Consider the following 25,508-nt stretch of genomic DNA (forward strand, 5'->3'; position numbering starts at 1 on the left):
TGATGAAGAAAAACAAGAATAATAACGATAGATGGCAGGGCTATACGCCTGCCGACTGCGACTGCAAATATTGTGTGTATTACGGAGGAAAGAAAAACGGCAATGTGATTTGCCTTGCGGACACCTGCGTCTGCTCTGATGAAATCCGTCACGCAAAACAAGCATATCGCAGAGAAAGGAGCTTTTGATGGAAGTCAAAATTAACCGAGAGATACGAAATTACACAGAGTCAATGTTTTTTGGACTGTCGCTCAGACAGTTCATTTTTTCTGTCCTCGCCTGTGCGGTAGCGGTAGGACTTTACTTCCTCCTAAAACCGTACCTCGGAACAGAAACTGTATCGTGGGTGTGCATTTTGGGAGCTGCCCCTTTTGCGGCTCTCGGCTTTGTGAAATACAACGGAATGACGGCTGAGAAATTTATATGGGCGTGGATAAAGTCCGAGTTCCTTATGCCGAAAAAGCTGGTCTTTCATTCCACCAACACCTATTACGAATTGATGAAACCGACAATCGAACAAAAACAGAAGGAGGCTTATAAGAACAATGATTAAAACTCTTACAAACCTGTTAAAGCAGGACAAAGAAAAGTTCGTAGTACCAAAGGGCGTACAGGATTGTATTCCCATTACCGCTATTTATGATGACGGCATTTTCCGTGTAGGCAAGGACAAGTATTCCAAAAGCTTCAAGTTCACGGATATTAACTATGCCGTAGCGAGCCGTGAGGATAAGGAAGCAATGTTCCTTGAATACTCCGAGCTTCTCAACTCTCTTGACAGCGGAGCTACTACAAAGCTGACTATCAACAACAGACGGCTTAACCGTCTTGACTTTGAGAAAACCATTCTTATCCCCGAAACCGGCGATGAGCTTGATGTTTACCGAGAGGAATATAACAAAATGCTTCTCGACAAGGCAACCGGGGCAAATGCCATCGTTCAGGATAAATATGTTACTATCTCCATCAATAAAAAGAGCGTGGAGGACGCACGAACCTATTTTGCCCGTGTCGGTGCTGACCTGATTGCCCACTTTGCAAGACTCGGAAGCAAATGTGTGGAGCTTGAAACCGATGAGAGACTGAGAATTGTCCACGATTTCTTCCGTGTCGGGGAGGAAACCGCCTACCACTTCAATATTAAGGAAACGAGAAAGAAGGGACACGATTTCAAGGATTATGTTTGCCCCGATACAATGGAATTTGAAAAGGACTACTTCAAAATGGGAAACCGTTACGGGAGAGTCCTTTTTCTTCGTGAGTACGCTTCCTATATCAAGGACAGTATGGTAGCCGAGCTTACCGACCTGAACCGCAACCTGATGATGTCCATTGACATCGTACCTGTTCCTACCGATGAAGCGGTGCGAGAAGCAGAGAGCAGACTGCTTGGGGTTGAGACGAATATAACCAACTGGCAGAGAAAGCAGAATCAGAACAATAACTTTTCCGCTACCGTTCCGTATGATATGGAACAGCAGAAAAAGGAAATGAAGGAGTTCCTTGATGACCTTACCACTCGTGATCAGCGAATGATGTTCGCTGTACTCACTATGGTTCATACTGCGGACTCCAAAGAACAGCTTGATAACGACACCGAAGCTCTGCTTACTACGGCAAGAAAGCATTTGTGCCAGTTTGCCGTTCTCAAGTATCAGCAGATGGACGGACTGAATACGGCTATGCCCTTTGGAACACGCAAGATTGACGCATTCAGAACCCTTACCACAGAAAGCCTTGCGGTCTTTATTCCCTTCAGGGTTCAGGACATTTACCACGAAAACGGCATTTACTACGGTCAGAATGTCATCAGTAAAAATATGATTATTGCCGACCGCAGACAGCTACTCAACGGCAACTCTTTTATTCTCGGCGTATCCGGCGGCGGAAAATCCTTTGCGGCAAAGGGTGAAATTGAAAATATCATTCTTTCCTCCAATGCAGATGTTATTATCATAGACCCTGAGCGAGAGTATTCGCAGCTTGTAAAAGCTCTCGGCGGCGAAATAATCAATATTTCCGCTACTTCTCCGAGCCATATCAATGCGATGGATATGAACAAGGAATACGGCGACGGAGCAAACCCGGTTATCCTGAAATCCGAGTTCATTATGTCCCTTTGCGAACAGCTTATCGGCGGTACAAACCTCGGAGCAAAGCAGAAATCTATCATCGACCGTTGTACGGCAAGTGTTTACCGAGACTATCAGCAGAGAGGATATACCGGTACTGTTCCTACCTTGCAGGATTTTCGTGCGGAGCTTTTGAAACAGGACGAGCCGGAAGCAAAGGAAATCGCCCTTGCTATCGAGCTGTTTACTCACGGTTCTTTGAATACCTTTGCAAAGCCAACCAATGTTGATACGGATAACCGACTTATCTGTTATGACATTCTTGACCTCGGCAAGCAGCTTATGCCTATCGGTATGCTTGTCGTCCTCGACTCTATTCTGAACCGTATTACACAGAACCGTGCTAAAGGTAAGCAGACCTTTATCTTCATTGATGAAATCTACCTCCTGTTCCAGCACGAGTATTCTGCAAACTTCCTGTTTACGCTTTGGAAGCGTGTAAGAAAGTACGGCGCTTATGCCACCGGCATTACACAGAATGTGGACGACCTTTTGCAGAGCCATACAGCGAGAACTATGCTTGCAAACAGCGAGTTTTTGATTATGCTCAATCAGGCGTCAACCGACAGAATTGAGCTTGCAAAGCTCCTTAACATTTCTGACCTCCAGCTTTCGTATATCACGAATGTTGACGCAGGACACGGATTGATTAAGGTCGGCAGTTCGCTTGTGCCGTTTGCAAATAAGTTCCCGAAGAATACGAAGCTGTATAAGCTGATGACAACCAAACCGGGCGAGGGTGCATAACCCTTGCCCTATTCTGTAAATGAGAAAGGAAACACCTATGAAAAACAAAATCTATATTGCCATAATCTGTGCTTTCAGCATTGTATTTGCCGTCAGTTCAGGTTTTCTCATCAAGCACTATTGCGACTCTGCAAAGCAGGCTGAGATGTACGACAATCTGATTGAGGTTGTGGAGACCGAGCCTGAAGAAACCACAGAGCTGATGAACTACTCCGAAGAAAAGACCTTTATCCCGGAGTATCAGGAGCTTTATCTGCAAAATAACGATATGGTCGGCTGGATTAAGGTTGAGGACACAAAAATCAATTATCCCGTTATGCAGTCAAAGGACAACCCGAACTTCTATCTGAAGCACGGCTTTGATAAGGCATACACCGACTACGGCTGTCCTTATGTTCAGGAAAACTGCGATATGGAACTGCCAAGCGACAATATCATTATCTACGGTCATCATATGAACGACGGCTCTATGTTCGCCGGTCTTATGAAATTCAAGGACAAGAGCTTTTGGGAAAAGCACAAAACAGTATCCTTTGATACGCTGACCGATAGACAGACCTATGAAGTAATTGCCGTGTTCAAAACCGTAGTATATACGGATAGTCCCGACAGCTTCAAATATTATCAGTTCGTCAATGCGGACACCGCCGAGGATTTCACTGCCTATGTTGAGAAGTGCAAGAAACTGTCGCTTTACGAAACCGGCATAACCGCCGAATACGGCGACAAGCTCCTGACCCTTTCCACCTGTGAGTATTCCCGGACAAACGGCAGACTTGTTGTAGTGGCGAAGCTAATAAACGAATAATACAACAGGTAGTTCAGCCTGCATAGGAAGGAGGGATTGTATGGCTGATATTAAAACGAAAGACAATGCAAAAGGTACGATACGAACAATAGATAAGGCTGCCGTCGCAACCCAACGAATGAAGCAGGCGTATATCGCAACAAAAGAAAAGGCGGAGCGGTCGGTAAATGCCAACAGCAGTTCTGCCGAGGAATACGCTTCCGATAAACTGGAAAGCGGTATTGACGAGGTGTTTCACGATGGTGCCTATGCGTTTGACAAGGCGGGACGAAAGGGACTTGAAACCACAAAAGAGAATATCCGCACCGCAAAGGACGGTATTCAGCGTTTCAAGCAGCAGCGAGCCGAGCAGTCTTTGAGAAAACAGGCTTCGCAAAACACAAGCTCTGCGATTAAGACTGTCGATAAGGCGGAAAAGACCATAAAGCAGTCTGCCACTTCCTCCGGAAAGAAAACCATTAAGTTTGCCGGAAAAGAAGCAACAAAGACCGCACAGAAATCGGTTAAGACGGCTGAGCAGACTGCAAAGACTGCGATAAAAACCAGTCAGCAAGCGGCAAAAGCGGCACAGAAAACAGCTCAGGCGACAGTTAAGGCTTCGCAGAAAGCGGCACAGGCGGCAAAAGCCACAGCCAAAGCAACAGCCGCTACGATTAAAGCCGCAGCCAAAGCCACCATTGCCGCAGTAAAAGCAATCATAGCGGCGGTAAAAGGTCTTATTGCCGCTATCGCTGCCGGCGGTTGGGTTGCGGTGGTAGTAATTATTGTGCTATGTCTTGTAGCCTTGATTGCAGGTTCTGTGTTCGGTATCTTCTTTTCGGGAGAGGATTCCGGCACGGGAATGTCAATGCAGACAGTCGTTCAGGAAATCAATCAGGAATATGATGACCGATTGGAACAGGAAAAGAACTCTGTAAGCTATGATGTGCTTGAAATGAGCGGAAGCAGAGCTGTTTGGAAAGATGTTCTTGCGGTCTATTCTGTTAAAGTGAATACCGACCCCGACAATCCGATGGAGGTTGCTACGGTTGATGAAACCAAGAAGCAGCTACTGTCGGATATTTTTTGGGAAATGAACGATATTTCTTCCCGAACGGAAACGAAAACCCATACCGAAATCGAAGAAAGCGACGACGGACACGGCAACATCGTACAGACCGAAACCACAGTAACAGAAACTTTCCTGTATATCACGGTATCGCACAAGACCGTTGATGAAATGGCGGCTATGTACGGATTTAATCAGGAGCAGAAAGAGTATCTTGCCGAGCTGCTAAAGGACGAAAACAATCAACTATGGTCTCAGGTGCTTTACGGTATCGGATACAGCGACGACCAAATCGTAACGGTTGCCTTGTCACAGGTGGGTAATGTAGGCGGTCAGCCTTACTGGTCTTGGTACGGATTTGACTCCCGTGTAGAATGGTGTGCCTGCTTCGTCTCTTGGTGTGCTAACGAGTGCGGATATATCGACGCCGGTATTATTCCAAAGTATGCCGGCTGTGTAAACGGTGTACAATGGTTCAGAGACCGAGGACAGTGGGCAGACGGTTCGTATGAGCCTTCGCCCGGTACAATCATTTTCTTTGACTGGGAGGGCGACGGTGTGACAGACCACACCGGTATTGTTCAGAAATGCGAAAACGGTACAGTCTATACCGTTGAGGGCAACTCAGGCGACACTTGCAGAACCAAAACATACCCTGTCGGAAGCTCTGTTATCTACGGATACGGTATTCCGGCATATTAAAAAGATGGCTGCTCGTTTGAGTAGCCATCAAGTACATTATGAGAAATCAGGTATTTACTCAAGAACAAATATAACCTTCTGAAGCCTTTGTCCCAACAAGAGAAATATGCGGATATATACCATTGACAACATCTTCATAGAATTTACGACCGATTCTTGCAGATGTAACTCTATTTGTGAAAAAGTCTCTAAAGTGGTATGTGCCGGGTAATAATGAAGGAACAACAGCAACAATAAAAGCGTTATATTCATTTTGTTCCATTTTGTTAAGTTTTATCATCAGTGTTCACCTCCTTGTTGATAAGCCTGAATTTGTAAATGGAATTCTGAGTTGTTACTAATAGATTGTTCTTTTTAATATAATAATCATCACGGGAACTAATAATTCCCAAAGAAGTAATTGGTTTAAAATCATCGTCAACAGGATGCCAAACAAAGAATTGTCTGTTTCCATTCTTAAGAATATAGATAACACCGTCTTGACCTATATATCTATTTCTCCAAGATGTAGAATGTGAATTATTATTCTTATCACAAGACTCTATATATGTGACAAAATAGACATCAACAATTTCATCTGCCGTTTTCAAATAATCCATAACATTTTTTCTTTCGCTTGACTTTAGTATCTTTCATATTGCTTGATATTATTGTGTAAAATATCACATACTCTAAATCTGTCAGAACAGTTTTCTATTATGTTCTTTAAATATAGGCTTAATGTGATTTTTTGACTTCGATTTAGATTTGACCACTTTTCCGGTGGTAACAAAGCACTTACAATGAATTTGTCTCCAACTTTTTTGTTATTAAGTTCTTGATTCATAATTTGTTTCATTTCTTCTATATCTATCTTTTTAATTTCCTCGGCATTTTGTCCTAAGTATAATAGTACACAATACTTTTGGAATGCAGAGGGGGTCATTCCATATTGCTCGCATTCATTAGATATTAGAGCAAATTCTTCCTCACTGTAACTGGTGTATACTCTCGACACTTTTAATCACCTCTTTTACTCCTAAAATTGTGAACTGCACACTTCACATTGTTATAATACACTATTACTTGAAAAAAGTCAATAAAAAAATAATGGCTGCTCGTTTGAGTAGCCATCAAGTACATTATTCAAAATCAGTTATTTCTCTATCTTTCAGATAGACATTGTGCGTGTGATAAGTAAAACACATCAACAAATCGCTGTCTCTATTATCTTTTGCTTTGAACATAGAAAAGTCGTCGGACAGGATAAAAATAAGTCCCAGCAGTTTCTTTATATATCCATTATATGAAGCATAGTTCATATAGCTTCTCCTGCAATAACTATAAACAGAACCTATCAATCTTACTGCAAACGAGGAACTACTTTTCCAAGTTATTTGCCAAGTCAGATTGCAAAAATCTTTATAAACCGTATGAATACAGCCGAGTCTACAGCCACAGTCGAGCTTGCTTGTGGTAAAAAAAGCGAGGACGCACATTGGGAAAATCTGCTTACCTATTGCAAGCAGGGAAACATTCAGGCTATGTTTGATGAATATGCTCATTTAATTACAAACGGTTTAGACGCAGACAATAATTTGGTTGATAACTTACACTATACAATAGCAAGTTCTATGGATGTGAGAACCACAATATACACTATTGATACATTCAATGCGTTTAAGGCAAGAGCAAATGGAACAAAGGAAAAACCAACTGCTATTCGTTCTCACTTTGCAGTTGCCTTTACTAAAGGAGATGGAAAAGAAAAGGACGCAGACAGAAAAAAGAGCGTTAGAAATTCTTTCAATTCTCCATTTAGACCATTTGTTTTAGCATCTACTTCCATAGGACAAGAAGGATTGGATTTCCACAATTATTGCCGAAGAATTGTGCATTGGAATCTGCCATCAAATCCGATTGATGTAGGACGGATTTTGCGGACATTCAAAATAAAAAAGAATGTGGAGGTAACAGACAATGGCAAAATCATTATTTGAGGAACTGGGCGGCAAATACGAAAGGCAAGGGGATTATTTGATACCGTGCTTAACTGTACCCGCCGAAGAAGAACAGGCAATAGGCATCTGGGGGCAACGGCATTTAGATTATCTAAAACAGTACCGTAAAGTTACATACACCAATCTTCTTACAAGCGGCAGGCTAAACGCCTACCTTGCCGACATCAACAGACAGGCACAGGAACGCTTTGAAAGGCTCATAGAGGGTATGAAACAGGCACAGGGCATAACGGAACAGCTAAAGGCAGAAAACGCCTTAGAATGGACAGGATGCCTCAATAACATAAGGGCTTGTGCGAGGGAGATTGTGGAAAAGGAAATTATTTTTGCATAAACAGATGATTAGTGGCAGGGGGAAATCCTGCCGCTTTTTCTGCTTTAGTTTGTCAGCTTGACAAATAAAGGGTTAAGGAGTATAATTAGATTCAGTATTATACAAGGAGCTAATAAATATGCGGCAAGGTATTCTTAAATAAACTGTCAATTTGATAGTGGGAACAAAAAGTAGCAGTCCCGTTTCACTTTTAATATGGGGCTTAGTTTTTTTGTACCCAGTTTAAGAATACTTTTATCATGTAATTTTATATGCCCGAAAACATATAAGTGTTTTGGGGCTATTGGAGTTATTTACCCAGTGATAGGAGTATTTATCACTGGGTATTTTTATGCCCTTTTTTGGGTGTTGATAGGAGGAAAATCACATGAAAATAATTAACTTAGGCATTCTGGCTCACGTTGACGCAGGAAAGACAACATTAACGGAAAGTTTATTGTATACCAGTGGTGCAATTGCAGAACTAGGGAGCGTAGATGAAGGCACAACAAGGACAGATACAATGAATTTGGAGCGTCAAAGGGGAATCACTATCCAGACAGCAGTGACATCTTTTCAGTGGGAGGATGTAAAAGTCAACATTATAGATACGCCAGGCCATATGGATTTTTTGGCGGAAGTATACCGTTCTTTATCCGTATTAGACGGAGCAGTATTATTAGTTTCTGCAAAGGATGGCATACAGGCACAGACCCGTATACTGTTTCATGCACTACAGATAATGAAGATTCCGACAATTTTTTTCATCAATAAAATTGACCAAGAGGGGATTGATTTGCCAATGGTATATCGGGAAATGAAAGCAAAGCTTTCTTCGGAAATTATAGTGAAGCAAAAGGTTGGGCAGCATCCCCATATAAATGTAACGGACAATGACGATATGGAACAGTGGGATGCGGTAATTATGGGAAACGATGAACTATTAGAGAAATATATGTCAGGGAAACCGTTTAAAATGTCAGAACTGGAACAGGAAGAAAACAGGAGATTCCAAAACGGAACGTTATTTCCCGTTTATCACGGAAGCGCTAAAAACAATCTGGGGATTCGGCAGCTTATAGAAGTAATTGCCAGTAAATTTTATTCATCAACGCCTGAAGGTCAATCTGAACTATGCGGGCAGGTTTTTAAGATTGAATATTCAGAGAAAAGGCGGCGTTTTGTTTATGTGCGTATATATAGCGGAACATTGCATTTGAGGGATGTTATTAGAATATCTGAAAAAGAGAAAATAAAAATCACAGAGATGTGTGTTCCGACAAACGGTGAAATCGTCCCGGCTGACCATGCCTGTCCGGGAGAAATTGTTATTTTAGCTGATGATACTTTGAAACTGAACGATATCCTGGGAAATGAAAAACTCCTGCCTCACAAAACACGGATTGATAATCCCATGCCATTACTTCGGACAACGGTAGAGCCGCAAAAGCCGGAGCAAAGGGAAGCCCTGTTAAATGCCCTCGCAGAGATTGCTGATACAGACCCTCTTTTGCATTTTGACATTGATACTGTTACCCATGAGATTATGTTATCTTTTTTGGGGAATGTGCAGATGGAAGTCATTTGTGCCATCCTTGAGGAAAAATATCATGTGGAGGCAGAAATAAAAGAGCCTACTGTTATATATATGGAAAGACCGCTTAGAAAAGCAGAATATACCATCCACATAGAAGTCCCGCCAAATCCTTTCTGGGCTTCTGTCGGGTTGTCCATAGAGCCGCTCCCTATTGGAAGCGGAGTGCAGTATGAAAGCAGAGTTTCACTTGGATATTTAAATCAATCGTTCCAAAATGCGGTTATGGAGGGGGTTCTTTATGGCTGCGAGCAGGGGCTGTATGGATGGAAAGTGACAGACTGTAAAATCTGTTTTGAATATGGATTGTATTATAGTCCTGTAAGTACCCCCGCAGACTTTCGGCTGCTTTCCCCTATCGTATTGGAGCAGGCTTTAAAAAAAGCAGGGACAGAACTATTAGAGCCATATCTCCACTTTGAAATTTATGCACCGCAGGAATATCTCTCACGGGCGTATCATGATGCTCCAAGGTATTGTGCAGATATTGTAAGTACTCAGATAAAGAATGACGAGGTCATTCTGAAAGGAGAAATCCCTGCTAGATGTATTCAAGAATACAGGAACGATTTAACTTATTTCACAAATGGGCAGGGAGTCTGCTTGACAGAGTTAAAAGGATACCAGCCAGCTATTGGTAAATTTATTTGCCAACCCCGCCGCCCGAATAGCCGTATAGATAAGGTTCGGCATATGTTCCACAAGTTAGCTTAACAGCTTGCAAAAGTCATATAAAATGAGATTTGAAAGGAGAATGTAACTTCATGTTTGCTAAAAATTCAAAGGCATATTCTGTCTACCTGCTGTTCCGATTTGTCTGTTCCCTGGCGGTTTCTATGTCCACAGTGCTTTCCATCGTGTACCACATGGAGGTGGTGCAGCTGGATGCTTTCCAGCTTGTCCTGGTAGGGACGGTTCAGGAGACCTCCTGCTTTCTGTTCGAGATGCCCACCGGTGTGGTGGCGGATTTGTATAGCCGTCGGCGCTCGGTGCTGATTGGAATGTTCCTCTACGGCCTGGGCTTTCTGATGGAGGGTGCGCTACCGTGGTTCGCGACGGTTCTGCTGGCCCAGGTTGTCTGGGGTTGCGGTGATACCTTCATCACCGGCGCTCTGGAGGCGTGGATTGCCTCGGAGGAAGAGGACAAACCCATAGACAAGGTGTTCATGCGGGGCAGTCAAATGGGGCAAATCGGCGGCGTTCTGGGCGTGGTGCTGGGCACACTGCTGGGAAACATAAACCTGCAAATGCCTGTCATCTTGGGGGGCAGTTTGTGCTTGTTGTTGGGGCTGGTGATGGTTCGCATCATGCCAGAAACCAACTTCTCCCCTGCTATTGAGGAACGGCAGGGCTTGCTTAAAGACTTTGTCTGCCTGTTCAAGCTCAACCTGGGCTTTGTGAAAGGCGCACCTGTGTTGCTGGCGCTCTTAGCAATCACACTATGCGGGGGACTTGCCAGTGAAGGCTTTGACCGGCTCTCCACCGCTCATTTTCTGGATGACACGGTAATACCCGTTATCGGGCCGCTGAACAGCGTCACTTGGTTCGGTGTTATCAGTCTTATCGGCAGCGGCTTAGGTATTCTGGCTTCTCAGTTGCTCATCGCCCGCATGGAGAAAAAAGGGACTGTCAGCCGAACCAGTGTGGTCATGTCCACCAGCGCCGGGTATATCCTGTGCCTGGTTCTCTTCGCGGTGGGGCGGAGCTTTTGGTTCATGTTGTTGGTGTTCCTGCTGGCGGGGCTTATGCGCACCATCAAGGAGCCTGTGCTGGCCGCCTGGATGAACGACCAGGTGGATGAGAAAATGCGCGCCACACTCTTTTCCACCAGCGGACAGCTGGACTCTTTCGGGCAGATCATCGGCGGGCCTATTGTGGGGCTGGTAGCCCAGCAGGTGTCCATACCCTGGGGGCTGGTCTGTACCGCTTTCCTGCTGTTGCCCGCGCTGTTCTTAGTGCCGGTGGCGGGAAAGAAGCGGGATTGATATGGCATAGTTAAGTTTACTGACGAGCGGGAGATTACTTCCGCTCGTCTTCATTTAGTAGCGCAAAATTTGAGGACTCTTTATTTCCTTATTCGGTATAGCGGAGGCGGCTGTCAATTCGACATAATTTTCTTGTGATACTTTACCGTACATGAGCATTTGTTTCGTATTTGAAAGAACAAACTCACCAAATAAAAAAAACGATATTCGGGTGGGTTATTTTGTTATACCCTAAATTACCCTCTGAATTTGTTTTTAAATTTGGAGGGATTTTTTTATGTCCTTTTTTCGGGCAGTTATCTATCTGCTCATACGAAGCAAAATTTATCAATACATAGCATATCAGAGAACGGCAGGAAACCAGTTAAAAAAATTTCTGCCAGTGCAACGGTACTTCTCACCTTGAAAGTAGAAGTACAATCTCCATACAATAGAATTACTATTTCCTATAACCGTAAAGGTCACAGAGCCTTTGCGGTTTTTCTTTTGTCGATTTTTGTTGGAAAGTGCCGTAGGGCTGTTTCTGATATGCGGTGTCGTTCTCCGCCTCTCCATCTGGATTTTTTACATTTCAAAAATTCAGATGGGAGGTATTTATGGTGAAATATGCACCAAGAAAGGTATATATCAGAGAAAGTGGCGGCTATGTGGAATTATCCTACACGGAGTTCTGCCGTTGCAGGGAATCCGACCAGACCTATATGGACAAGCTGTTTATCCCCATTCAAGGCTGTCTGCTTGAAGTCGTGAGGGAGCAATACACAGACTTCTACCGTGACAAGGAACGGTGGCGTTATCTGCAAAAATTAGATACAAAGAATAGACTGCTATCTCTCGACGGATTTACGGACAGCGAGGGGAATCCTCTGGACTTTATCACTGATGAAGCGGTGGACATTGCAGAAACCGTTGTCAATGCGGTCATGGTGGACAGGCTGAAAGCCGCCCTGCCTTTGCTGTCGGATAGTGAACAGGAGCTGATACAGGCAATCTTTTTTGACGGACTTTCCGAGCGTGAAGTCGGGGCGAGGTTGGGCATAACCCAGAGCGTTGTAAACAAACGCAAAGCCAGAATCCTAATAAAACTAAGAAAGATAATAGAAAATTAAAATTTAAGGCGTTCAGCCCCCTTGTTTTTTCCTTTGGGAAGATGAGGGGGCTTTTCTCTGCCCTCTCAATCAATTCTGATTGGAGGAAGTAAGAATGGCATACAACCACGGACGGGAGGACAGGAAATGGCGTATCTGGAAAGAAGCGGAGGAAAAGCTGCTGCGTGAGTGCGGCGTTGATGAAGCGACCATTGAGCAGATACGCATGGCGGACAGGGCAGACTTCAATTCCAACAGGCGGTTTTACCGATGGACGAATGACGTTGCGGAATATCTTGAGGACATGGCAGGCAGGGAGCGGCAGGCGGAAGTGGGTACGGTTGCGGAGTTACTGGAAGAGATTGAGAGCGAAAATCTCTATCAAGTATTAGTCACGGTGGACGGGCGTACCTTGAAAATCGTCCTGCTGAAAATGCAGGGGTATTCCACAAAGGAGATTGCCCCGCTTGTGCATTTGACGACTGGTGCCATCTATGCGAGGTTAGACCATCTGCGGAAGAAGCTGCGGAAAATTTTATAGCTTCTAAAACAGCCTGCCATCCTGCGGGCTACTGGGTGAGGGATGGAAATCCCCTCACTCATTTTTTGCAGGAGGACAACAGGATGGCATACAGGGTTAAGGCATGGGAAGAACCTATGAGTCTATGATGGAGGAACTGGAAGTAATAGAAATTCTTTCTACTGCTTATGATGGTGACGAATTTCCGGGTTATGAGAACATAAGATTGAGTTTTTCACAACTGGAAACGATTATTCGGAATAAACGCAGCGGTTGGCTTGATGCTTTGAGAAATCAAAAAGCAGTTTATCTTATAACTGATACCAGCAACGGAAAAATGTATGTTGGCTCGGCAACTGCTCAGTATGGAATGTTGCTTCAAAGGTGGACTAACTATATAGACAATGGACACGGTGGGAATGTTGAACTTAAACATATTGTTGACACCAAAGGGTTTGATTATATAAAAGCAAATTTTCAGTATTCAGTATTAGAAAACTATAACGCACGAATGGATGATAATTACATACTGAGTCGTGAAAAATGGTGGAAAGATACCCTTTGCACAAGACAATTCGGATATAATAAAAACTGATAAAAATTAGACCGTCAGATCTCATTCGAGACTTGACGGTCTTATATTTTTTTACTGTATTTAAGAAAATCGTTTTGGTGTTCCTGTTTGCGAAGTTGATAGCCTTGTGCAATCAGCGTATCTACTTTCAGAGCAATTAGGTTTATGTCGGAACACATTGCCCGTGCAATCTGCTGAATGTCATAGCCGTTTTCAATGTATTCCAAAATGGTGTCGTCCGGGAGCGAAGCCTGAGAAGCGAAGATATTTGCTTCATACTCCATACGGTTCTCTCTCATATCAAAGATGTTGAACTCTTTGAACCCGCCGACAGCAACCGCTTCTTGCCTGTGGAGAACATCGTGTCCGATTTCGTGCCATAGCACTATCTGTTCCACGACCGGGTGCATACCGTTTTTAAGGAAAACAAAGCGGTTCTTCAGAATGACCTTGTATGCTCCACGCTGCTTTTCAAAATCTCGGTAGATAATATTGATACCAAGCTCTTTTGCGACCTTGTACGGGTCACGAGTACCGCAACGGTCAATGAGCTTGTTGACGATTTTCACAATTTCAGCCGTAGTGTAATACCCCAATCCGGCTCACCTCCCATATTATAGTATATCGGATATTTACCCTATAATAAATTATAAACTATTGTGTGTCCCATATATTGGACTTAGTTCACTGTGAGGATTACTCGTCTTTGCGGTATTTCTTCGGGGTGTATTTTTTATTGTTCTTCTTTGCAATAAGATATGCTTCCTGAATAGCGTCAACCATTTCACGCATATCTTCGTCAGCCATTTCGCCGCCGGCAAACAGACCGGTAACTTCTGCAAGCAACTCCTGAGCCTGTCTTGCCCCTCTGCGTCCGTATTTATCCTCTACATCGGCGATGAAAGCGTCATCCTCAGACAGCAGATAATTCACATTTACATTTAATGCTTCTGCCAGCTTCTTGTATCTTTCCGTTCCTCTCGGACGGGATTTATCATTTTCATAAGAACAAATTACACGTCGGGTTACGCCTATTTTTTCAGCCAATTCATCCTGATTAAGACCGAGTTTAGTCCTCTCTGCTTTGACTTTTTCACCGAATGTCATCTTTGATTTCACTCCTTAAAAGAATATTTACAGTTTAACTTCTCATTTACTCTTGACAAGTACACTTAAACTGCGTATAATAAGAAACAGGAAGTTGAACTACTCATAGTTTACACTAAACTTCCCAAAATGTCAAGGGGGGTTCAAAAAATGTTACGAAGCATACTTCATTGTGATATGAACAACTTCTATGCCAGCGTCGAATGTATGCTCGACCCCGCATTGAAGAAATATCCGATTGCTGTCTGCGGCTCTGTGGAGGAACGACACGGTATCGTGCTTGCAAAGAACTACAAAGCAAAGGCTTTTGATGTGAAAACCGGGGACGCAGTATGGCAGGCTAAACAGAAGTGCAAGGACTTGGTTGTAGTGCCGCCCCATTATGAGGAGTATATCAAATACTCAAAGCTTGCGAGAAGCGTTTATGAGCGATATACCGACCAAGTTGAACCGTATGGTATGGACGAGTGTTGGCTGGATATTAGCGGGACAGAAAGCCTTTTCGGTTCGCCGGAAAAGGTGGCAAATGAAATTCGTGAAACGATGAAGTTTGAACTCGGCTTGACGATTTCTGTGGGTGTTTCCTTTAATAAGATATTTGCGAAGCTCGGCTCGGATATGAAGAAACCGGACGCAGTAACCGTTATACCAAAGGATACATTCAAAGAAAAGATTTGGGGACTTCCTGCCGCTGACCTGCTCGGTGTAGGACGGGCAACCCAGCGAGTGCTTGACAGCTATTGTATTCGTACCATCGGGGATTTAGCGAATAACGACCCTGAGTTCTTACGCAGAAGATTAGGAAAGAACGGAGTAGTTTTATGGAACTATGCCAACGGCAACGACCTTTCCCTTGTTGCCAAGAAAGACTTCGTTTCTCCTATAAAAAGTGTAGGACACGGTATAACAACAGTAGCAGATTTAGAGAAACCGGAGCAGGTGTGGCCCGTGTTTCTCGAATTAACCCAAGACATCGGACACAAGCTCCGTGTTCACGGACTGAGTGCAGAAGGTGTCGCAATACATATTAGAGACAACACGCTCAATACAAGGCAATGGCAGACGAAGATTGCACTTCCTACACAGTCTCCGATGATTATTGCAAAGACCGCTTTTCAGTTGTTTGAAAAAAGATATGGGTGGAATAACCCTATCCGTTCTGTGACAGTACAAGCCATAAATCTTATTCCACAAGACACGCCCCGTCAAATAGATATGTTTATGGACGCCGCAAAGCAGGACAAATTGGAGCGAATGGAAAAGTGTGTTGAAGAAATCAGACGGCGTTTCGGAAAGGACAGCATAAGGAATGGGGTTCTGTGTCAGAACTTGCGGCTACCACCGGAAAAAGCCGAAATCACTATGCCGACAGGTATGGTTGGTTAAGGAGGTCTAAATGTGATTGACGAAAAAGAGGTTACGGCTTATGTTACGATGCCCGACTGCTTTTTGCAGGGGTGCAGCGAAGATATTGTTATCTTTCGTGCGGACGGCGGAAACCATTTTACCGACTACGGTATATATGAGGGAATGTTTCTTTTCTTTGACCGGAAAAAACGCTTTAAGAAAGGAAGGCTTTCCTGTTACATCAATACTGCCGGAGATGACCGACCCAAGTACAGGGTGTCGGATAAGAACATCGACGGATACAAGCACTTGGGAAGATTAGTTTTGACTTTGAGAAATTACGAGGAATAAAAATGGAATCCGAAAGAAGAAAAGTTTATGTTGAAGTAAATGTAACACATAGACCTGATGGAACGGCTCGTCCGAACTTCATCAAGTTTGAGAATGATGAAAAATATGAGATAGACCGTGTAATTCAGAAATGCCGTGCGGCTTCCACCAAAGTCGGAGGAACCGGTATCCGCTACACGGTACAGATTTGCGGCAAGCCCACATTTCTGTTCGACGAAGAAAACGGAAAGTGGTTTGTAGAAGCAAAATCCTAATGGTAGGAGGTTTTGTAACTTGAAACATTTATCGAGATTTGACATCGAAGCGATTGCCGACAAGTATGTTCAGGCATATATGGCACTTCCCGATGTCCGTAACACACAAATATACAGAATTGACCCGGAGCTTCTCTTGGAGAAGGTTCTCGGATTGAATGTCGAATACCAGCACCTATCTTATGACGGTAGTATTCTCGGAATGACCTCATTTACGGAAATGGGTGTTCAGGTATTTGAAGATGATGATAACGAAGCCTTTTTCTTTTTGGATGGAAAAACCGTTCTCGTGGAAAAGGACTTGAACTTTGACAGCAAGCTGAAAGGCAGAAAGAATTTCACCTTAATGCACGAGGGCAGCCATCAGATATTTAAGATGTTGTTCCCGAATGATTACGGTGTGACACAGAAATCTGCCGGAGTACATTATTACAAGGCAAATTCCGAGAGAAATAAGCCTATATCCGATTGGGAGGAATGGCAGGCAAATACGCTTGGAGCTGCTATCCTTCTTCCCGAAAACCTTATAAAGCAGGGAATGTATCTGTTCAGTCTTGGAGAAAAGATTGAGTGTCTGAACAAAATATACTATCCGAGCGTATATAAGAGATTTGATGCACTTGCGGATTTTTTAGGGTGTTCCAAAAAAGCACTTGCTATACGAATGAAACAGCTCGGACTTTTGAAAAAGGAGTATCTTGATAATCCTTTTGATTTGGTTACGGTTTATCCGGAGGTGAGCGAGCTATGAAATCGTTGGAACAAAAGATAATCGTAAGGTGCAAAAACTGTGGCTGGCGTATTTTTGACAAGGTAACAATGACAACAGGCGTGATTGAACTGAAATGTCCGAACTGCCACAGAGTAGTAGAGGTTGACCTATCCCTACGCAAGGGAACAGTCAAGTACAGATTAACAAGAAGTAGTAACAGAGCGAACAATTAAATATCGGACAGATGTACCGAGCCACGAGTCCTTGAGCGAAAGCTCTTGAGTCATCAAATTGCCGGACGCTGAGAATTAAGGGATAGAAATATCCTAATGTTCTTGGTGTCCGGCTTTTTTGTCGCTCCCGAAAGGAGCAAGACCGTGACATATAAGTGGCTGGCGTATATCGCCAAGTATCCGTAATCTCCGAATTTTTGATTTCAACCAAATTCAAAAATTCAAATTTAAGGAGATTACGACAATGACAAAACTTACATTAGAACAACAGGAATTATTATTTGCGAACGACTGCAAGCTCATTAACCTGCGGTATGAATATCACGGCTACACCGGCACGGAGAAATGGGCGATTGTAACAGAACTGGCGGAAGAAGAATTGTGGGTTAAATACCCTGATGTTATCCGTCGGTACACTCCGTTCATTCTGCTTTCTATGGCTCAGGGCGAAGTGATAACGGAGTATCAGAACTACGAAGCAAGAGAGAGAATGAGAAGGCTTCTTTTCGGACACGCATTTGACATCAATGACGGAGAATTTGAAGTGCATCATCCGGAATTGGCAGTCGATACAGACCCAATCGAAGAAATAATGCTGAAAGACAATATTAAGCGACTTCGGGAGGTTTTGTGTTACTTAAGCGAAACACAGAAACGCAGAGTTTTTAAGTATTTCTTCTACAACAAAACACTTGAAAAAATCGCAGATGAAGAAGGAGTCGATTTTACTTCTGTAAGGGAATCGGTAAACAGTGCAATAAAAAAGTTGAGGAAATTTTTCTAAAACACCCCCCAAAAACGCTCTCCCATTTCAAACAAGTGAAGGGGTTAATTCTAATCCGGATATGAATTACCTCAGAATAATCGAAAGCGAGGATTTACATATGAAAGAAAAAGAATTTAAGAATGTCAGATGGGGCGATATTTATTACTGCGACTTGGGGGTTACAAACGGTAGTGTGCAATCGGGAATGAGACCGGTTCTTGTGGTTCAGACAAATCGCTTAAATGAAAGCAGTCCTACGGTCGTTGTAGCCGCTATAACGGCTGTTAAAAAGAAAACGGCAATGAATACTCATATTGAGCTAAACACGGATTGTGGCTTAAAAGAGCCGTCGATGGTAATGCTTGAGCAGCTACGCACCGTGGATAAAGCCACAGAGCTTGATAATTTTGTCGGAAGAATTACCGACGCAGATAAAATCAGCGAAATCAAGCGAGGATTGAAATTTGCAGTCGGTATTCCCGTTAAACCCAAGACAGAGCGTAAAGGCATTGTACTAAGTCTTTGCCCTCGTTGCAGAAGCGAGTTTCAGTCTATCCCTGAAAACATTGTAAAAAGACTTGACCCCTTTCAGGCAGATAAAGAGATGTGCGATAAATGTCAGGTAGGATACGGCTATGACTATATGATTTTCAAAAAGAACCATCATCACGCTAAGGGAGGTGTTGACAATGTTTGAAGATAAGATTGAAGCAATGAACAAACTACCCAACGCTGTTGATGATAGTTCCGGCTTTGAGAAAAGAGTTTATACGGTAGAAGAAATAATGGATATTCTCAGCATTGGAAAGAACACTGCTTATGCTCTCGTCAACTCAGGCGTTTTCCATTTTGTAAAGGTCGGCGGACATTACAGAATTTCCAAGAAGAGCTTTGACCGATGGCTTGATAATATGGACAGCGAAAGCTCCGGTTGTCAATTATGCGATTAAACCAATCGCATAATTAACAAAAACTCCGATTTTCAGTACCATATAGCCAAGTCACTTGGCTATATGGTAGTCAGAGTGGCAAATAAGAAATCGGGGGTAAACGGTAATGCGAAAGAAAATTGAAAAGAGCGATACTCGACTTCCTAATACATTCAGGCAGACTGAACCTGATATACGAGCATACACGGTAGATGATATACAGCACATCTTGAAAGTGAGCAGAACTACCGTCTATGAGCTGCTTAAAAGCAAGAAATTCCATAGCGTTCGTGTCGGAGGTCAATATCGAATATCTAAAAAGAGCTTTGAAAATTGGCTCAATGGCGAGAAAGGAGGTTCTGAAGATGGCATTTGTTAATATGTTCAATGACCGAGTGGAGCAGTTTAATCTCAGAGAGGAAAATGAACGCTTGGCAGAATTGTTCAGCGATGAAAAGCTTCAGGAGGAAGCACAGTGGCAAGCCTATTCTGTCAAGGAAATATCTCGGTTGTTTTCCATTTCCGAAGAAGAAGCACTGAAACTGATGAATTGCGGCTTATTCAAAACATACCGAGTCGGCAACGAATACAGAGCTTCAAAGAAAAGCGTTGAAGAAAATAAGAAAATCGTCAAGGCAGTTCTTACATATCAGGACAAAAAGACAATGTCTGTACCCGACGTAATGAGAATACTCGGTCTTGGAAAGACGGCTACATACCGACTCATCAATCAGTGCCGATTTAAGACCTATTTGGTACTGGGCAAAATGAGAGTTGATGTGGATAGCTTTGAAGATTGGTATGCAGGACAATTCCATTATGAGAAAGTAAACGGCGAAAGACCCGGTAAGAAATACGGCAAAACGCTCTCTCCTCTTACTGTTGCAAAGGTACTCGGCATTCCGAGAAGCACCGCAAATGACCTTATGAACGATGGCATTGTTGAGTTTATATGGGTTGACGGTAAACGCCGAATAAAAAGAGAAAGCTTTGATAAGTGGTACGCTTCGCAAAGTAAATACACTAAAGTTAAGGAAATCGAGGAGGTGGAGGGATATGTCGATTGAGGATAGAGTTCGTGAATTAAACGGCGGTACATATACAAAAAAGAGCTATTCCGTAGAGGAAGTTCAGTCAATCTTGGGTATTACCCGACAGACCGTATATAAGCTCATCAAACAGGGGTGTTTTCAGGCAGTAATGCTCGAAACCGGATACCGCATAATAAAGACCAGCTTTGATAAATGGCTGGATAATGAATAAGGAGGAACGACTATGGCTTCTATTGTAAAGAGAAAGAATCGATATTCCGTCGTTTATACCTACAAAGACGATGACGGAAACCAACATCAAAAATGGGAAACCTTTGATACAAACGCAGACGCTAAAAAGAGAAAAACTCAAATTGAGTTTGAACAGCAAAGCGGTACATTCATCATTCCTAATGCTACGACAGTTGCGGATTTGCTTGAAGAATACTGCTCCGTGTACGGAGTAAATAACTGGGCAATGTCAACCTACCGTTCAAAGAAAGGGCTTATGTATAATTACATCATTCCGCTTATCGGCGATGTGAAACTTGATGAACTGACTCCGAGACTTATGGATAAATTCTATCAAAGCCTTCTGAAAGTTAAGACCAAAGTGGTACAGAATAAAAAGCCTAAAAATGAGTATCTGACCGTACATACCGTAAGAGAAATCCATAAGTTTTTAAGGAGTGCCTTTAATCAGGCGGTAAAATGGGAGTTGATGACAAGAAACCCGGTTCTCAATGCAACGCTCCCGAAAGAGGAACATCAGAAACGAGAAATATGGACAGCAGAAACTCTTATGCACGCTCTTGAAGTGTGCGATGATGATATTCTCGCATTAGCCATCAATTTATCCTTTGCCTGTTCACTCCGTATGGGTGAAATGCTCGGTCTTACTTGGGATTGCATTGATATTTCGGAGGAAAGCCTGAAAGAAAACAACGCTTCCATTTTTGTAGATAAAGAGCTTCAGCGAGTAAACAGAGATGTAATGGAGGTGCTTGATAATAAGGACATTATCCGTGTCTTTCCGAGAACTCTGTCAAATACAAATACCTCCCTTGTTTTGAAAACGCCAAAAACTAAAACAAGTGTGAGAAAAATCTTCTTGCCGTCAACCGTAGCTCAAATGCTGTTAGAGAGAAAAAAGCAGATTGACGAAATGAAAGAGCTTTTCGGTGATGAGTATTTGGATTATGACTTGGTATTCTGCCATTCGTCAGGCAGACCGATGGAAGGTCAGGTAATCAACCGTGCTTTGAAAAAGCTGATACAGGACAACGACTTACCCGATGTGGTATTTCACAGCTTCCGTCACGCAAGTATAACCTACAAGCTGAAATGGAACGGCGGCGATATGAAATCGGTTCAAGGCGACTCAGGACACGCCCGAATGGATATGGTTGCCGATGTTTACAGCCATATAATCGACGAGGACAGGCGATATAACGCACAGAAGTTTGAGGAACAGTTCTACAACGCTAAAGGTCTCAAAAATGCGGAAGAAGGTAAAACTGCTCCAATGCCCAAGTTTGAAACTTCGGTTGAACTCCTTGACCCAATGGCAGAGGTTCAAAAAGAGAGCGAAGTTGAAAAAGAAAAGCCTGCTGAGAACAGTACAGATGAAAACGCCGCCTTGCTCACAAAACTGTTATCAAATCCGGAAACAGCAGCATTATTAAAGGCTTTAGCGAAAACAATTTAGTCATACAAAAAAGGCAATCCGTCAGGGTTGCCTTTTGTAATTCCTGAAAAATCTTGAAATCAAGAAGAAAAACCATTATAATATTTGAACACAGATTATTGATTTGCATAAGAGAATGCGTAAACTTCAAATGCGTTTCCTGTGATTTATGGGCTACAGATTAACTCAATGATGTTTCCCATATTTCTTTGCATTTGCTAATACCCTGCTAAAAGGAAGGCAAAAAACCACGAAAAATTAGCAGGTTTTGGACGAGAATTTACTAACAGTGAAATCCCAGAAAAGCCAGTAAAATCAAGGATTTTCGGGGATTTGTAGGGAGTCAAAAATGCCCCTCGGGGGCTTCTCCTAAGCACTAGTTGAGGGTTCGATTCCCCCTGGGAACGTGCATTTTTTGCAGCAATGATCGTAAAAGTTCATTGCTGCTTTTTCTTTTTTCCGGTGCTCGTGAGCACCGAGAGAACACTTAAACGCAGATATTGAGCACCGAAATTTCTTAACGGGCACCAATGCAATAATTCAATCCTGGTACCGAATGGAGATAACTACAGCGTAGGATAAGGATTGAGGTGTCAATGAATGTAAATATGGTTTTCTTGCCTGAACAAAACAGGCCTGACGGATCTATCCGCTCAGATTAGATTAAGAATCTATTCTGGGCGGATTTTTTCGTTACAGATATTTTAGAGGAGGATAGCTTATGGATAAAAAAACGGATGTAAGAGATCCGGATGAAAAAGTTGTTGAGATTGAAATGGAACGGTTAAGAGCATTTCCAAATCATCCATTTAAAGTGATCGGAGACAGTCAGATGATTGAGCTGCAGGACAGCATAAAAAAGTATGATGTACTGAATCCATTGATTGTTCGTCCAAAGATTGAAGGCTACTACGAAATTATTTCTGGCCACAGAAGAAAATATGCGGCTGAGAAGCTGGGATATAAGAAAATTCCGGTAATCATTCGTATGTTGCAGGATGATGAAGCAGTAGTGATCATGGTCGATTCCAATTTGCAGAGAGAGCAAATTACACCAAGTGAAAAGGCCTATGCCTATAAGATGAAATATGATGCCATCAAAAAAAGGCAGGCAGAAAGAATTGTAGTCAAGTTGACCACAATACAGGAAAGAGGAGTATTGACGTAATCGGAGAACTTTGTGGTGACAGTGCGAAGCAGGTGTATAGCAGTATCAAATCAAAAAGGTGGAGTTGGAAAGACGGTATCGTGCGTGAATTTAGGAATCGGATTGGCACAGGAAGGGAAAAAGGTTCTTCTGATAGATGCAGATCCGCAGGGCAGTCTCACAATTAGTTTAGGGTATGAGGAACCGGATGAAATGGAGTATTCTCTTGCAACGCTGATGCTAAATATTGTGAATGATGGAAAAATGAACATGGAAAAAACAATCCTTCATCATAAGGAAGGTGTGGATCTGATACCGGCCAATATAGAATTATCAGCGATTGAGGTATCTTTGGTAAACGCAATGAGCAGGGAACTGATTATGAGGTCACTTATTGAGAGATTAAGGGAATTTTATGATTTTATCATTATAGATTGTATTCAGAAGTAGTAGATACGAATGGAAGCGGACATGGTGCATTGGCAGGAGTTCTTAATGCATTAAATGCCGATGTTTTGATCTGCGGCGGAATAGGAGGAGGTGCCCAGACTGCGTTAGCGGCAGCAGGCATTAAGCTTTTTGGCGGAGTTTCAGGAGATGCAGATAAAGCAGTAGAAGTTTTTATCAATGATACACTTGATTATAATCCAGATGTTAAGTGTTCTCACCATGAGCACAGCCACGGAGAGGGACATACATGTGGTAAACATGGATGTGGAAACCATAGCTGTCATTAAGAAGAATAGCAAAAAATACAATACGAAAGGATGCGTCAAGGTAATGGGAGAATTATCGTGATACATCCTTTTGTATTATTTGATAAGATGGCAGATTACATTTTCAATAAGGCGGTTAAAAACTGTGAATGCTACATCGATCTCTACATGGATTGAGTATTTTTCTTTTCTTACTTGTAGAAAGTGATGAATGGAAGGTATAATATTGTTAATGATCCAGAGATATTTATTTTGGAAACAGCTTAATCAATTTGGAGGTATAAAATGAAAGCACATAAATATTGGTCAATCGGAGCAATAGTTACAATGGTTGGAACTTTTTATACAGGATATAAAGGGTTAAAAGCAGCACACAAATACTTTGCATTTGGCTCTCTGATATGCATGATTATGGCAGTCTATTCTGGTCATAAAATGATTTCAGGTAATAAAAGAACAAGAAAACAGGTGGAAAATACAAAAGCGGAGGAATAGTAAATGTTAGAGATAGGAACAAAAGCACCGGATTTTGAATTGCCGGATCAGAACGGAGAAGTGCATAAATTAAGTGATTATTTAGGTAAAAAAATAATTTTATATTTTTATCCAAAGGATAATACACCAGGATGTACGAAGCAGGCATGTGGCTTTTCTGAGCGTTATCCACAATTCACCGAGAAAGGTGCGGTGATCCTTGGAGTCAGTAAGGATTCTGTAGCCTCTCACAAGAAATTTGAGGAAAAATATGGATTGGCATTTACACTTTTGGCAGATCCGGAGCGTAAGGTGATCGAAGCATATGATGTCTGGAAAGAAAAGAAAAAATATGGCAAGGTTTCTATGGGTGTGGTAAGAACCACATATCTTATTGACGAGCAGGGAATCATTAGAAAGGCAAATGATAAAGTCAAGGCGGCAGATGATCCTGAAAATATGCTTAAGGAATTAAATTGATGAAGATTATATTGTCACCTGCAAAAAAGATGATTGTAGATACAGATAACATAGCACCGGTTGAACTGCCTGCCTTTATTGATAAGACAGCAGAGATATTGAGCTGGATGAAAAGCAAATCAAAAGAGGAACTGAAAGCTATCTGGAAATGTAATGACAAGATTGTAGAGCAGAACTTTCACAGATTGGAAAATATGGATCTTTATAACAGACTTACTCCGGCTGTTTTAGCATATGAAGGGATTGCATTTCAATATATGGCACCATCTGTGTTTGAAATCCAGCAGTTTGAGTATCTGCAAAATCATTTAAGAATATTATCTGCATTTTATGGGGTTCTGAAACCGATGGACGGAGTGACGCCTTATCGTCTTGAAATGCAGGCAAAAGCAGACATTGGAGATGCAAAAAATCTGTATGAGTTTTGGGAAGACTTGTTATACCGCTTTGTGATCGATGATAGCAGGATTATCATTAATTTGGCATCAAAAGAATACTCAAAATGTATAGAAAAGTACCTGACATCGAAGGACAGATATATTACGATTACATTCTGCGAAATGTCTGGAGATAAAATGGTAACAAAAGGTACATATGCCAAAATGGCTCGTGGTGAAATGGTCAGATTCATAGCGGAAAATAATATTGAAAATCCGGTGGAGATTCAGAAATTTGACAGACTCGGATATTCGTTTAGGTCTGATTTATCTTCAGATTCAGAATATGTATTTGAACGCAAAATAAAATAGTTATTCAGGTAAAA

General features: G+C 42.4%; 32 protein-coding genes and 2 pseudogenes. 29 read left to right on the plus strand and 5 right to left on the minus strand.

All coding sequences use genetic code 11. From position 1 onward, the window contains the following. Nucleotides 1-2 precede the first annotated feature (2 nt). Genes DW720_RS00280 through DW720_RS00300 form a run of 5 tightly spaced genes read left to right on the plus strand, consistent with a single transcriptional unit; the run spans nucleotide 3 to nucleotide 5,437 of the window. Nucleotides 3-188: a hypothetical protein gene (locus DW720_RS00280; RefSeq protein WP_015573063.1), complete on the plus strand. Its 186-nt coding sequence runs from the start codon at nucleotides 3-5 to the stop codon at nucleotides 186-188. Beyond that, a complete protein-coding gene (locus DW720_RS00285; RefSeq protein WP_015573062.1) occupies nucleotides 188-553 on the plus strand; it encodes a PrgI family protein in 366 nt (121 codons plus the stop codon). The genes DW720_RS00280 and DW720_RS00285 overlap by 1 nt, the downstream gene beginning before the upstream one ends. Then, entirely contained in the window at nucleotides 546-2,879 is a 2,334-nt protein-coding gene (locus DW720_RS00290; protein ID WP_015573061.1) for a VirB4-like conjugal transfer ATPase, CD1110 family, read from the plus strand. The genes DW720_RS00285 and DW720_RS00290 overlap by 8 nt, the downstream gene beginning before the upstream one ends. A 37-nt stretch (nucleotides 2,880-2,916) precedes the next feature. Then, on the plus strand, nucleotides 2,917-3,687 hold the full coding sequence (gene srtB, locus DW720_RS00295; protein WP_015573060.1) for a class B sortase: 771 nt from the start codon (nucleotides 2,917-2,919) through the stop codon (nucleotides 3,685-3,687). Nucleotides 3,688-3,727: 40 nt separating this feature from the next. Next, a complete protein-coding gene (locus DW720_RS00300) occupies nucleotides 3,728-5,437 on the plus strand; it encodes a CHAP domain-containing protein (protein WP_015573059.1) in 1,710 nt (569 codons plus the stop codon). Between the two features lie 58 nt (nucleotides 5,438-5,495). Here the strand turns inward: DW720_RS00300 and DW720_RS00305 are convergent, their stop codons facing one another. From DW720_RS00305 to DW720_RS00315, 3 genes are read right to left on the minus strand one after another with little or no spacing between them, the layout of a single operon-like run. Then, a complete protein-coding gene (locus DW720_RS00305) occupies nucleotides 5,496-5,717 on the minus strand; it encodes a hypothetical protein (RefSeq protein ID WP_015573058.1) in 222 nt (73 codons plus the stop codon). Further along, on the minus strand, nucleotides 5,704-6,036 hold the full coding sequence (locus tag DW720_RS00310; protein ID WP_015573057.1) for a hypothetical protein: 333 nt from the start codon (nucleotides 6,034-6,036) through the stop codon (nucleotides 5,704-5,706). Before DW720_RS00310 ends, DW720_RS00305 begins: the two co-directional genes overlap by 14 nt. A 23-nt stretch (nucleotides 6,037-6,059) precedes the next feature. Continuing rightward, nucleotides 6,060-6,434: a hypothetical protein gene (locus tag DW720_RS00315; RefSeq protein WP_102364679.1), complete on the minus strand. Its 375-nt coding sequence runs from the start codon at nucleotides 6,432-6,434 to the stop codon at nucleotides 6,060-6,062. Between the two features lie 526 nt (nucleotides 6,435-6,960). On the opposite strand from DW720_RS00315, the gene DW720_RS15630 reads away from it, so the two are divergent. The 7 genes from DW720_RS15630 (at nucleotide 6,961) to DW720_RS00355 (ending at nucleotide 13,532) form a co-directional block, all read left to right on the plus strand. Further along, a complete protein-coding gene (locus DW720_RS15630; RefSeq protein ID WP_161945185.1) occupies nucleotides 6,961-7,416 on the plus strand; it encodes an SWF/SNF helicase family protein in 456 nt (151 codons plus the stop codon). Then, nucleotides 7,397-7,771, plus strand: coding sequence for a TnpV protein (locus DW720_RS00325; RefSeq protein ID WP_001129922.1), 375 nt, complete (start codon nucleotides 7,397-7,399; stop codon nucleotides 7,769-7,771). The genes DW720_RS15630 and DW720_RS00325 overlap by 20 nt, the downstream gene beginning before the upstream one ends. Nucleotides 7,772-8,138: 367 nt before the next feature. Further along, a complete protein-coding gene (tet(O), locus tag DW720_RS00330) occupies nucleotides 8,139-10,058 on the plus strand; it encodes a tetracycline resistance ribosomal protection protein Tet(O) (RefSeq protein WP_109215033.1) in 1,920 nt (639 codons plus the stop codon). Between the two features lie 50 nt (nucleotides 10,059-10,108). Then, the gene (gene tet(40) / locus DW720_RS00335) at nucleotides 10,109-11,329 is read left to right on the plus strand and encodes a tetracycline efflux MFS transporter Tet(40) (protein WP_118749134.1); all 1,221 of its coding nucleotides are present in this window, start codon (nucleotides 10,109-10,111) and stop codon (nucleotides 11,327-11,329) included. 599 nt (nucleotides 11,330-11,928) lie between these two features. Next, on the plus strand, nucleotides 11,929-12,438 hold the full coding sequence (locus tag DW720_RS00345) for a sigma-70 family RNA polymerase sigma factor (RefSeq protein WP_105116765.1): 510 nt from the start codon (nucleotides 11,929-11,931) through the stop codon (nucleotides 12,436-12,438). A gap of 94 nt (nucleotides 12,439-12,532) precedes the next feature. Beyond that, nucleotides 12,533-12,958 (plus strand): sigma-70 family RNA polymerase sigma factor, encoded by a 426-nt coding sequence (locus tag DW720_RS00350; protein ID WP_000323895.1) that lies wholly within the window; start codon nucleotides 12,533-12,535, stop codon nucleotides 12,956-12,958. A 124-nt stretch (nucleotides 12,959-13,082) separates the two neighbouring features. Continuing rightward, entirely contained in the window at nucleotides 13,083-13,532 is a 450-nt protein-coding gene (locus DW720_RS00355) for a GIY-YIG nuclease family protein (RefSeq protein ID WP_015573053.1), read from the plus strand. Nucleotides 13,533-13,573: 41 nt separating this feature from the next. Here DW720_RS00355 and DW720_RS00360 read toward each other — a convergent pair whose 3' ends face one another. Together DW720_RS00360 and DW720_RS00365 are read right to left on the minus strand one after the other, a co-directional pair. After that, nucleotides 13,574-14,107 carry an ImmA/IrrE family metallo-endopeptidase gene (locus DW720_RS00360; RefSeq protein WP_024721678.1) on the minus strand — a complete coding sequence of 178 codons (534 nt, stop codon included), beginning with the start codon at nucleotides 14,105-14,107 and terminating at the stop codon, nucleotides 13,574-13,576. Between the two features lie 100 nt (nucleotides 14,108-14,207). Further along, a complete protein-coding gene (locus DW720_RS00365; RefSeq protein ID WP_015573052.1) occupies nucleotides 14,208-14,618 on the minus strand; it encodes a helix-turn-helix transcriptional regulator in 411 nt (136 codons plus the stop codon). Nucleotides 14,619-14,768: 150 nt separating this feature from the next. Here DW720_RS00365 and DW720_RS00370 point away from each other — a divergent pair, with 150 nt between their 5' ends. From DW720_RS00370 to yaaA, 17 genes and pseudogenes are all read left to right on the plus strand, one after another. Next, nucleotides 14,769-16,004: a DNA polymerase IV gene (locus DW720_RS00370; RefSeq protein WP_015573051.1), complete on the plus strand. Its 1,236-nt coding sequence runs from the start codon at nucleotides 14,769-14,771 to the stop codon at nucleotides 16,002-16,004. 12 nt (nucleotides 16,005-16,016) lie between these two features. After that, the gene (locus DW720_RS00375) at nucleotides 16,017-16,316 is read left to right on the plus strand and encodes a hypothetical protein (protein ID WP_024721677.1); all 300 of its coding nucleotides are present in this window, start codon (nucleotides 16,017-16,019) and stop codon (nucleotides 16,314-16,316) included. Between the two features lie 2 nt (nucleotides 16,317-16,318). After that, on the plus strand, nucleotides 16,319-16,570 hold the full coding sequence (locus tag DW720_RS00380; protein WP_003525178.1) for a hypothetical protein: 252 nt from the start codon (nucleotides 16,319-16,321) through the stop codon (nucleotides 16,568-16,570). Between the two features lie 79 nt (nucleotides 16,571-16,649). Then, entirely contained in the window at nucleotides 16,650-17,321 is a 672-nt protein-coding gene (locus DW720_RS00385; RefSeq protein ID WP_243099677.1) for an ImmA/IrrE family metallo-endopeptidase, read from the plus strand. Between the two features lie 438 nt (nucleotides 17,322-17,759). Then, nucleotides 17,760-18,299 (plus strand): sigma-70 family RNA polymerase sigma factor, encoded by a 540-nt coding sequence (locus DW720_RS00395; protein WP_015573050.1) that lies wholly within the window; start codon nucleotides 17,760-17,762, stop codon nucleotides 18,297-18,299. Nucleotides 18,300-18,399: 100 nt separating this feature from the next. Beyond that, a complete protein-coding gene (locus tag DW720_RS00400; RefSeq protein WP_024721675.1) occupies nucleotides 18,400-18,978 on the plus strand; it encodes a type II toxin-antitoxin system PemK/MazF family toxin in 579 nt (192 codons plus the stop codon). Continuing rightward, nucleotides 18,971-19,231: a helix-turn-helix domain-containing protein gene (locus tag DW720_RS00405; RefSeq protein WP_015573048.1), complete on the plus strand. Its 261-nt coding sequence runs from the start codon at nucleotides 18,971-18,973 to the stop codon at nucleotides 19,229-19,231. Before DW720_RS00400 ends, DW720_RS00405 begins: the two co-directional genes overlap by 8 nt. A gap of 106 nt (nucleotides 19,232-19,337) precedes the next feature. Continuing rightward, nucleotides 19,338-19,589: a helix-turn-helix domain-containing protein gene (locus tag DW720_RS00410; protein ID WP_015573047.1), complete on the plus strand. Its 252-nt coding sequence runs from the start codon at nucleotides 19,338-19,340 to the stop codon at nucleotides 19,587-19,589. Further along, the gene (locus DW720_RS00415) at nucleotides 19,576-20,277 is read left to right on the plus strand and encodes a helix-turn-helix domain-containing protein (protein WP_015573046.1); all 702 of its coding nucleotides are present in this window, start codon (nucleotides 19,576-19,578) and stop codon (nucleotides 20,275-20,277) included. Before DW720_RS00410 ends, DW720_RS00415 begins: the two co-directional genes overlap by 14 nt. Then, complete coding sequence (locus DW720_RS00420; RefSeq protein ID WP_015573045.1) at nucleotides 20,267-20,473, plus strand: helix-turn-helix domain-containing protein; 207 nt, start codon at nucleotides 20,267-20,269, stop codon at nucleotides 20,471-20,473. Before DW720_RS00415 ends, DW720_RS00420 begins: the two co-directional genes overlap by 11 nt. A gap of 12 nt (nucleotides 20,474-20,485) precedes the next feature. Continuing rightward, entirely contained in the window at nucleotides 20,486-21,949 is a 1,464-nt protein-coding gene (locus DW720_RS00425; RefSeq protein WP_015573044.1) for a site-specific integrase, read from the plus strand. A 700-nt stretch (nucleotides 21,950-22,649) separates the two neighbouring features. Continuing rightward, on the plus strand, nucleotides 22,650-23,096 hold the full coding sequence (locus tag DW720_RS00430; RefSeq protein WP_243099678.1) for a ParB/RepB/Spo0J family partition protein: 447 nt from the start codon (nucleotides 22,650-22,652) through the stop codon (nucleotides 23,094-23,096). Nucleotides 23,097-23,117: 21 nt separating this feature from the next. Next, nucleotides 23,118-23,516, plus strand: a pseudogene (locus tag DW720_RS00435) (AAA family ATPase); the annotation flags it as partial. Next, nucleotides 23,510-23,812: pseudogene (locus DW720_RS00440) on the plus strand (NifB/NifX family molybdenum-iron cluster-binding protein); the annotation flags it as partial. The pseudogenes DW720_RS00435 and DW720_RS00440, both read left to right, overlap by 7 nt. A gap of 264 nt (nucleotides 23,813-24,076) precedes the next feature. Then, the gene (locus DW720_RS00445; RefSeq protein ID WP_015516636.1) at nucleotides 24,077-24,286 is read left to right on the plus strand and encodes a DUF6219 family protein; all 210 of its coding nucleotides are present in this window, start codon (nucleotides 24,077-24,079) and stop codon (nucleotides 24,284-24,286) included. Between the two features lie 3 nt (nucleotides 24,287-24,289). After that, nucleotides 24,290-24,745 carry a thioredoxin-dependent thiol peroxidase gene (gene bcp, locus DW720_RS00450; protein ID WP_118293336.1) on the plus strand — a complete coding sequence of 152 codons (456 nt, stop codon included), beginning with the start codon at nucleotides 24,290-24,292 and terminating at the stop codon, nucleotides 24,743-24,745. Beyond that, nucleotides 24,745-25,494 carry a peroxide stress protein YaaA gene (yaaA, locus tag DW720_RS00455; RefSeq protein ID WP_118749135.1) on the plus strand — a complete coding sequence of 250 codons (750 nt, stop codon included), beginning with the start codon at nucleotides 24,745-24,747 and terminating at the stop codon, nucleotides 25,492-25,494. Before bcp ends, yaaA begins: the two co-directional genes overlap by 1 nt. Nucleotides 25,495-25,508 lie beyond the last annotated feature (14 nt).

The organism is Clostridium sp. AM27-28 (assembly GCF_003480955.1).
GTDB lineage: Bacteria > Bacillota > Clostridia > Lachnospirales > Lachnospiraceae > Otoolea > Otoolea fessa.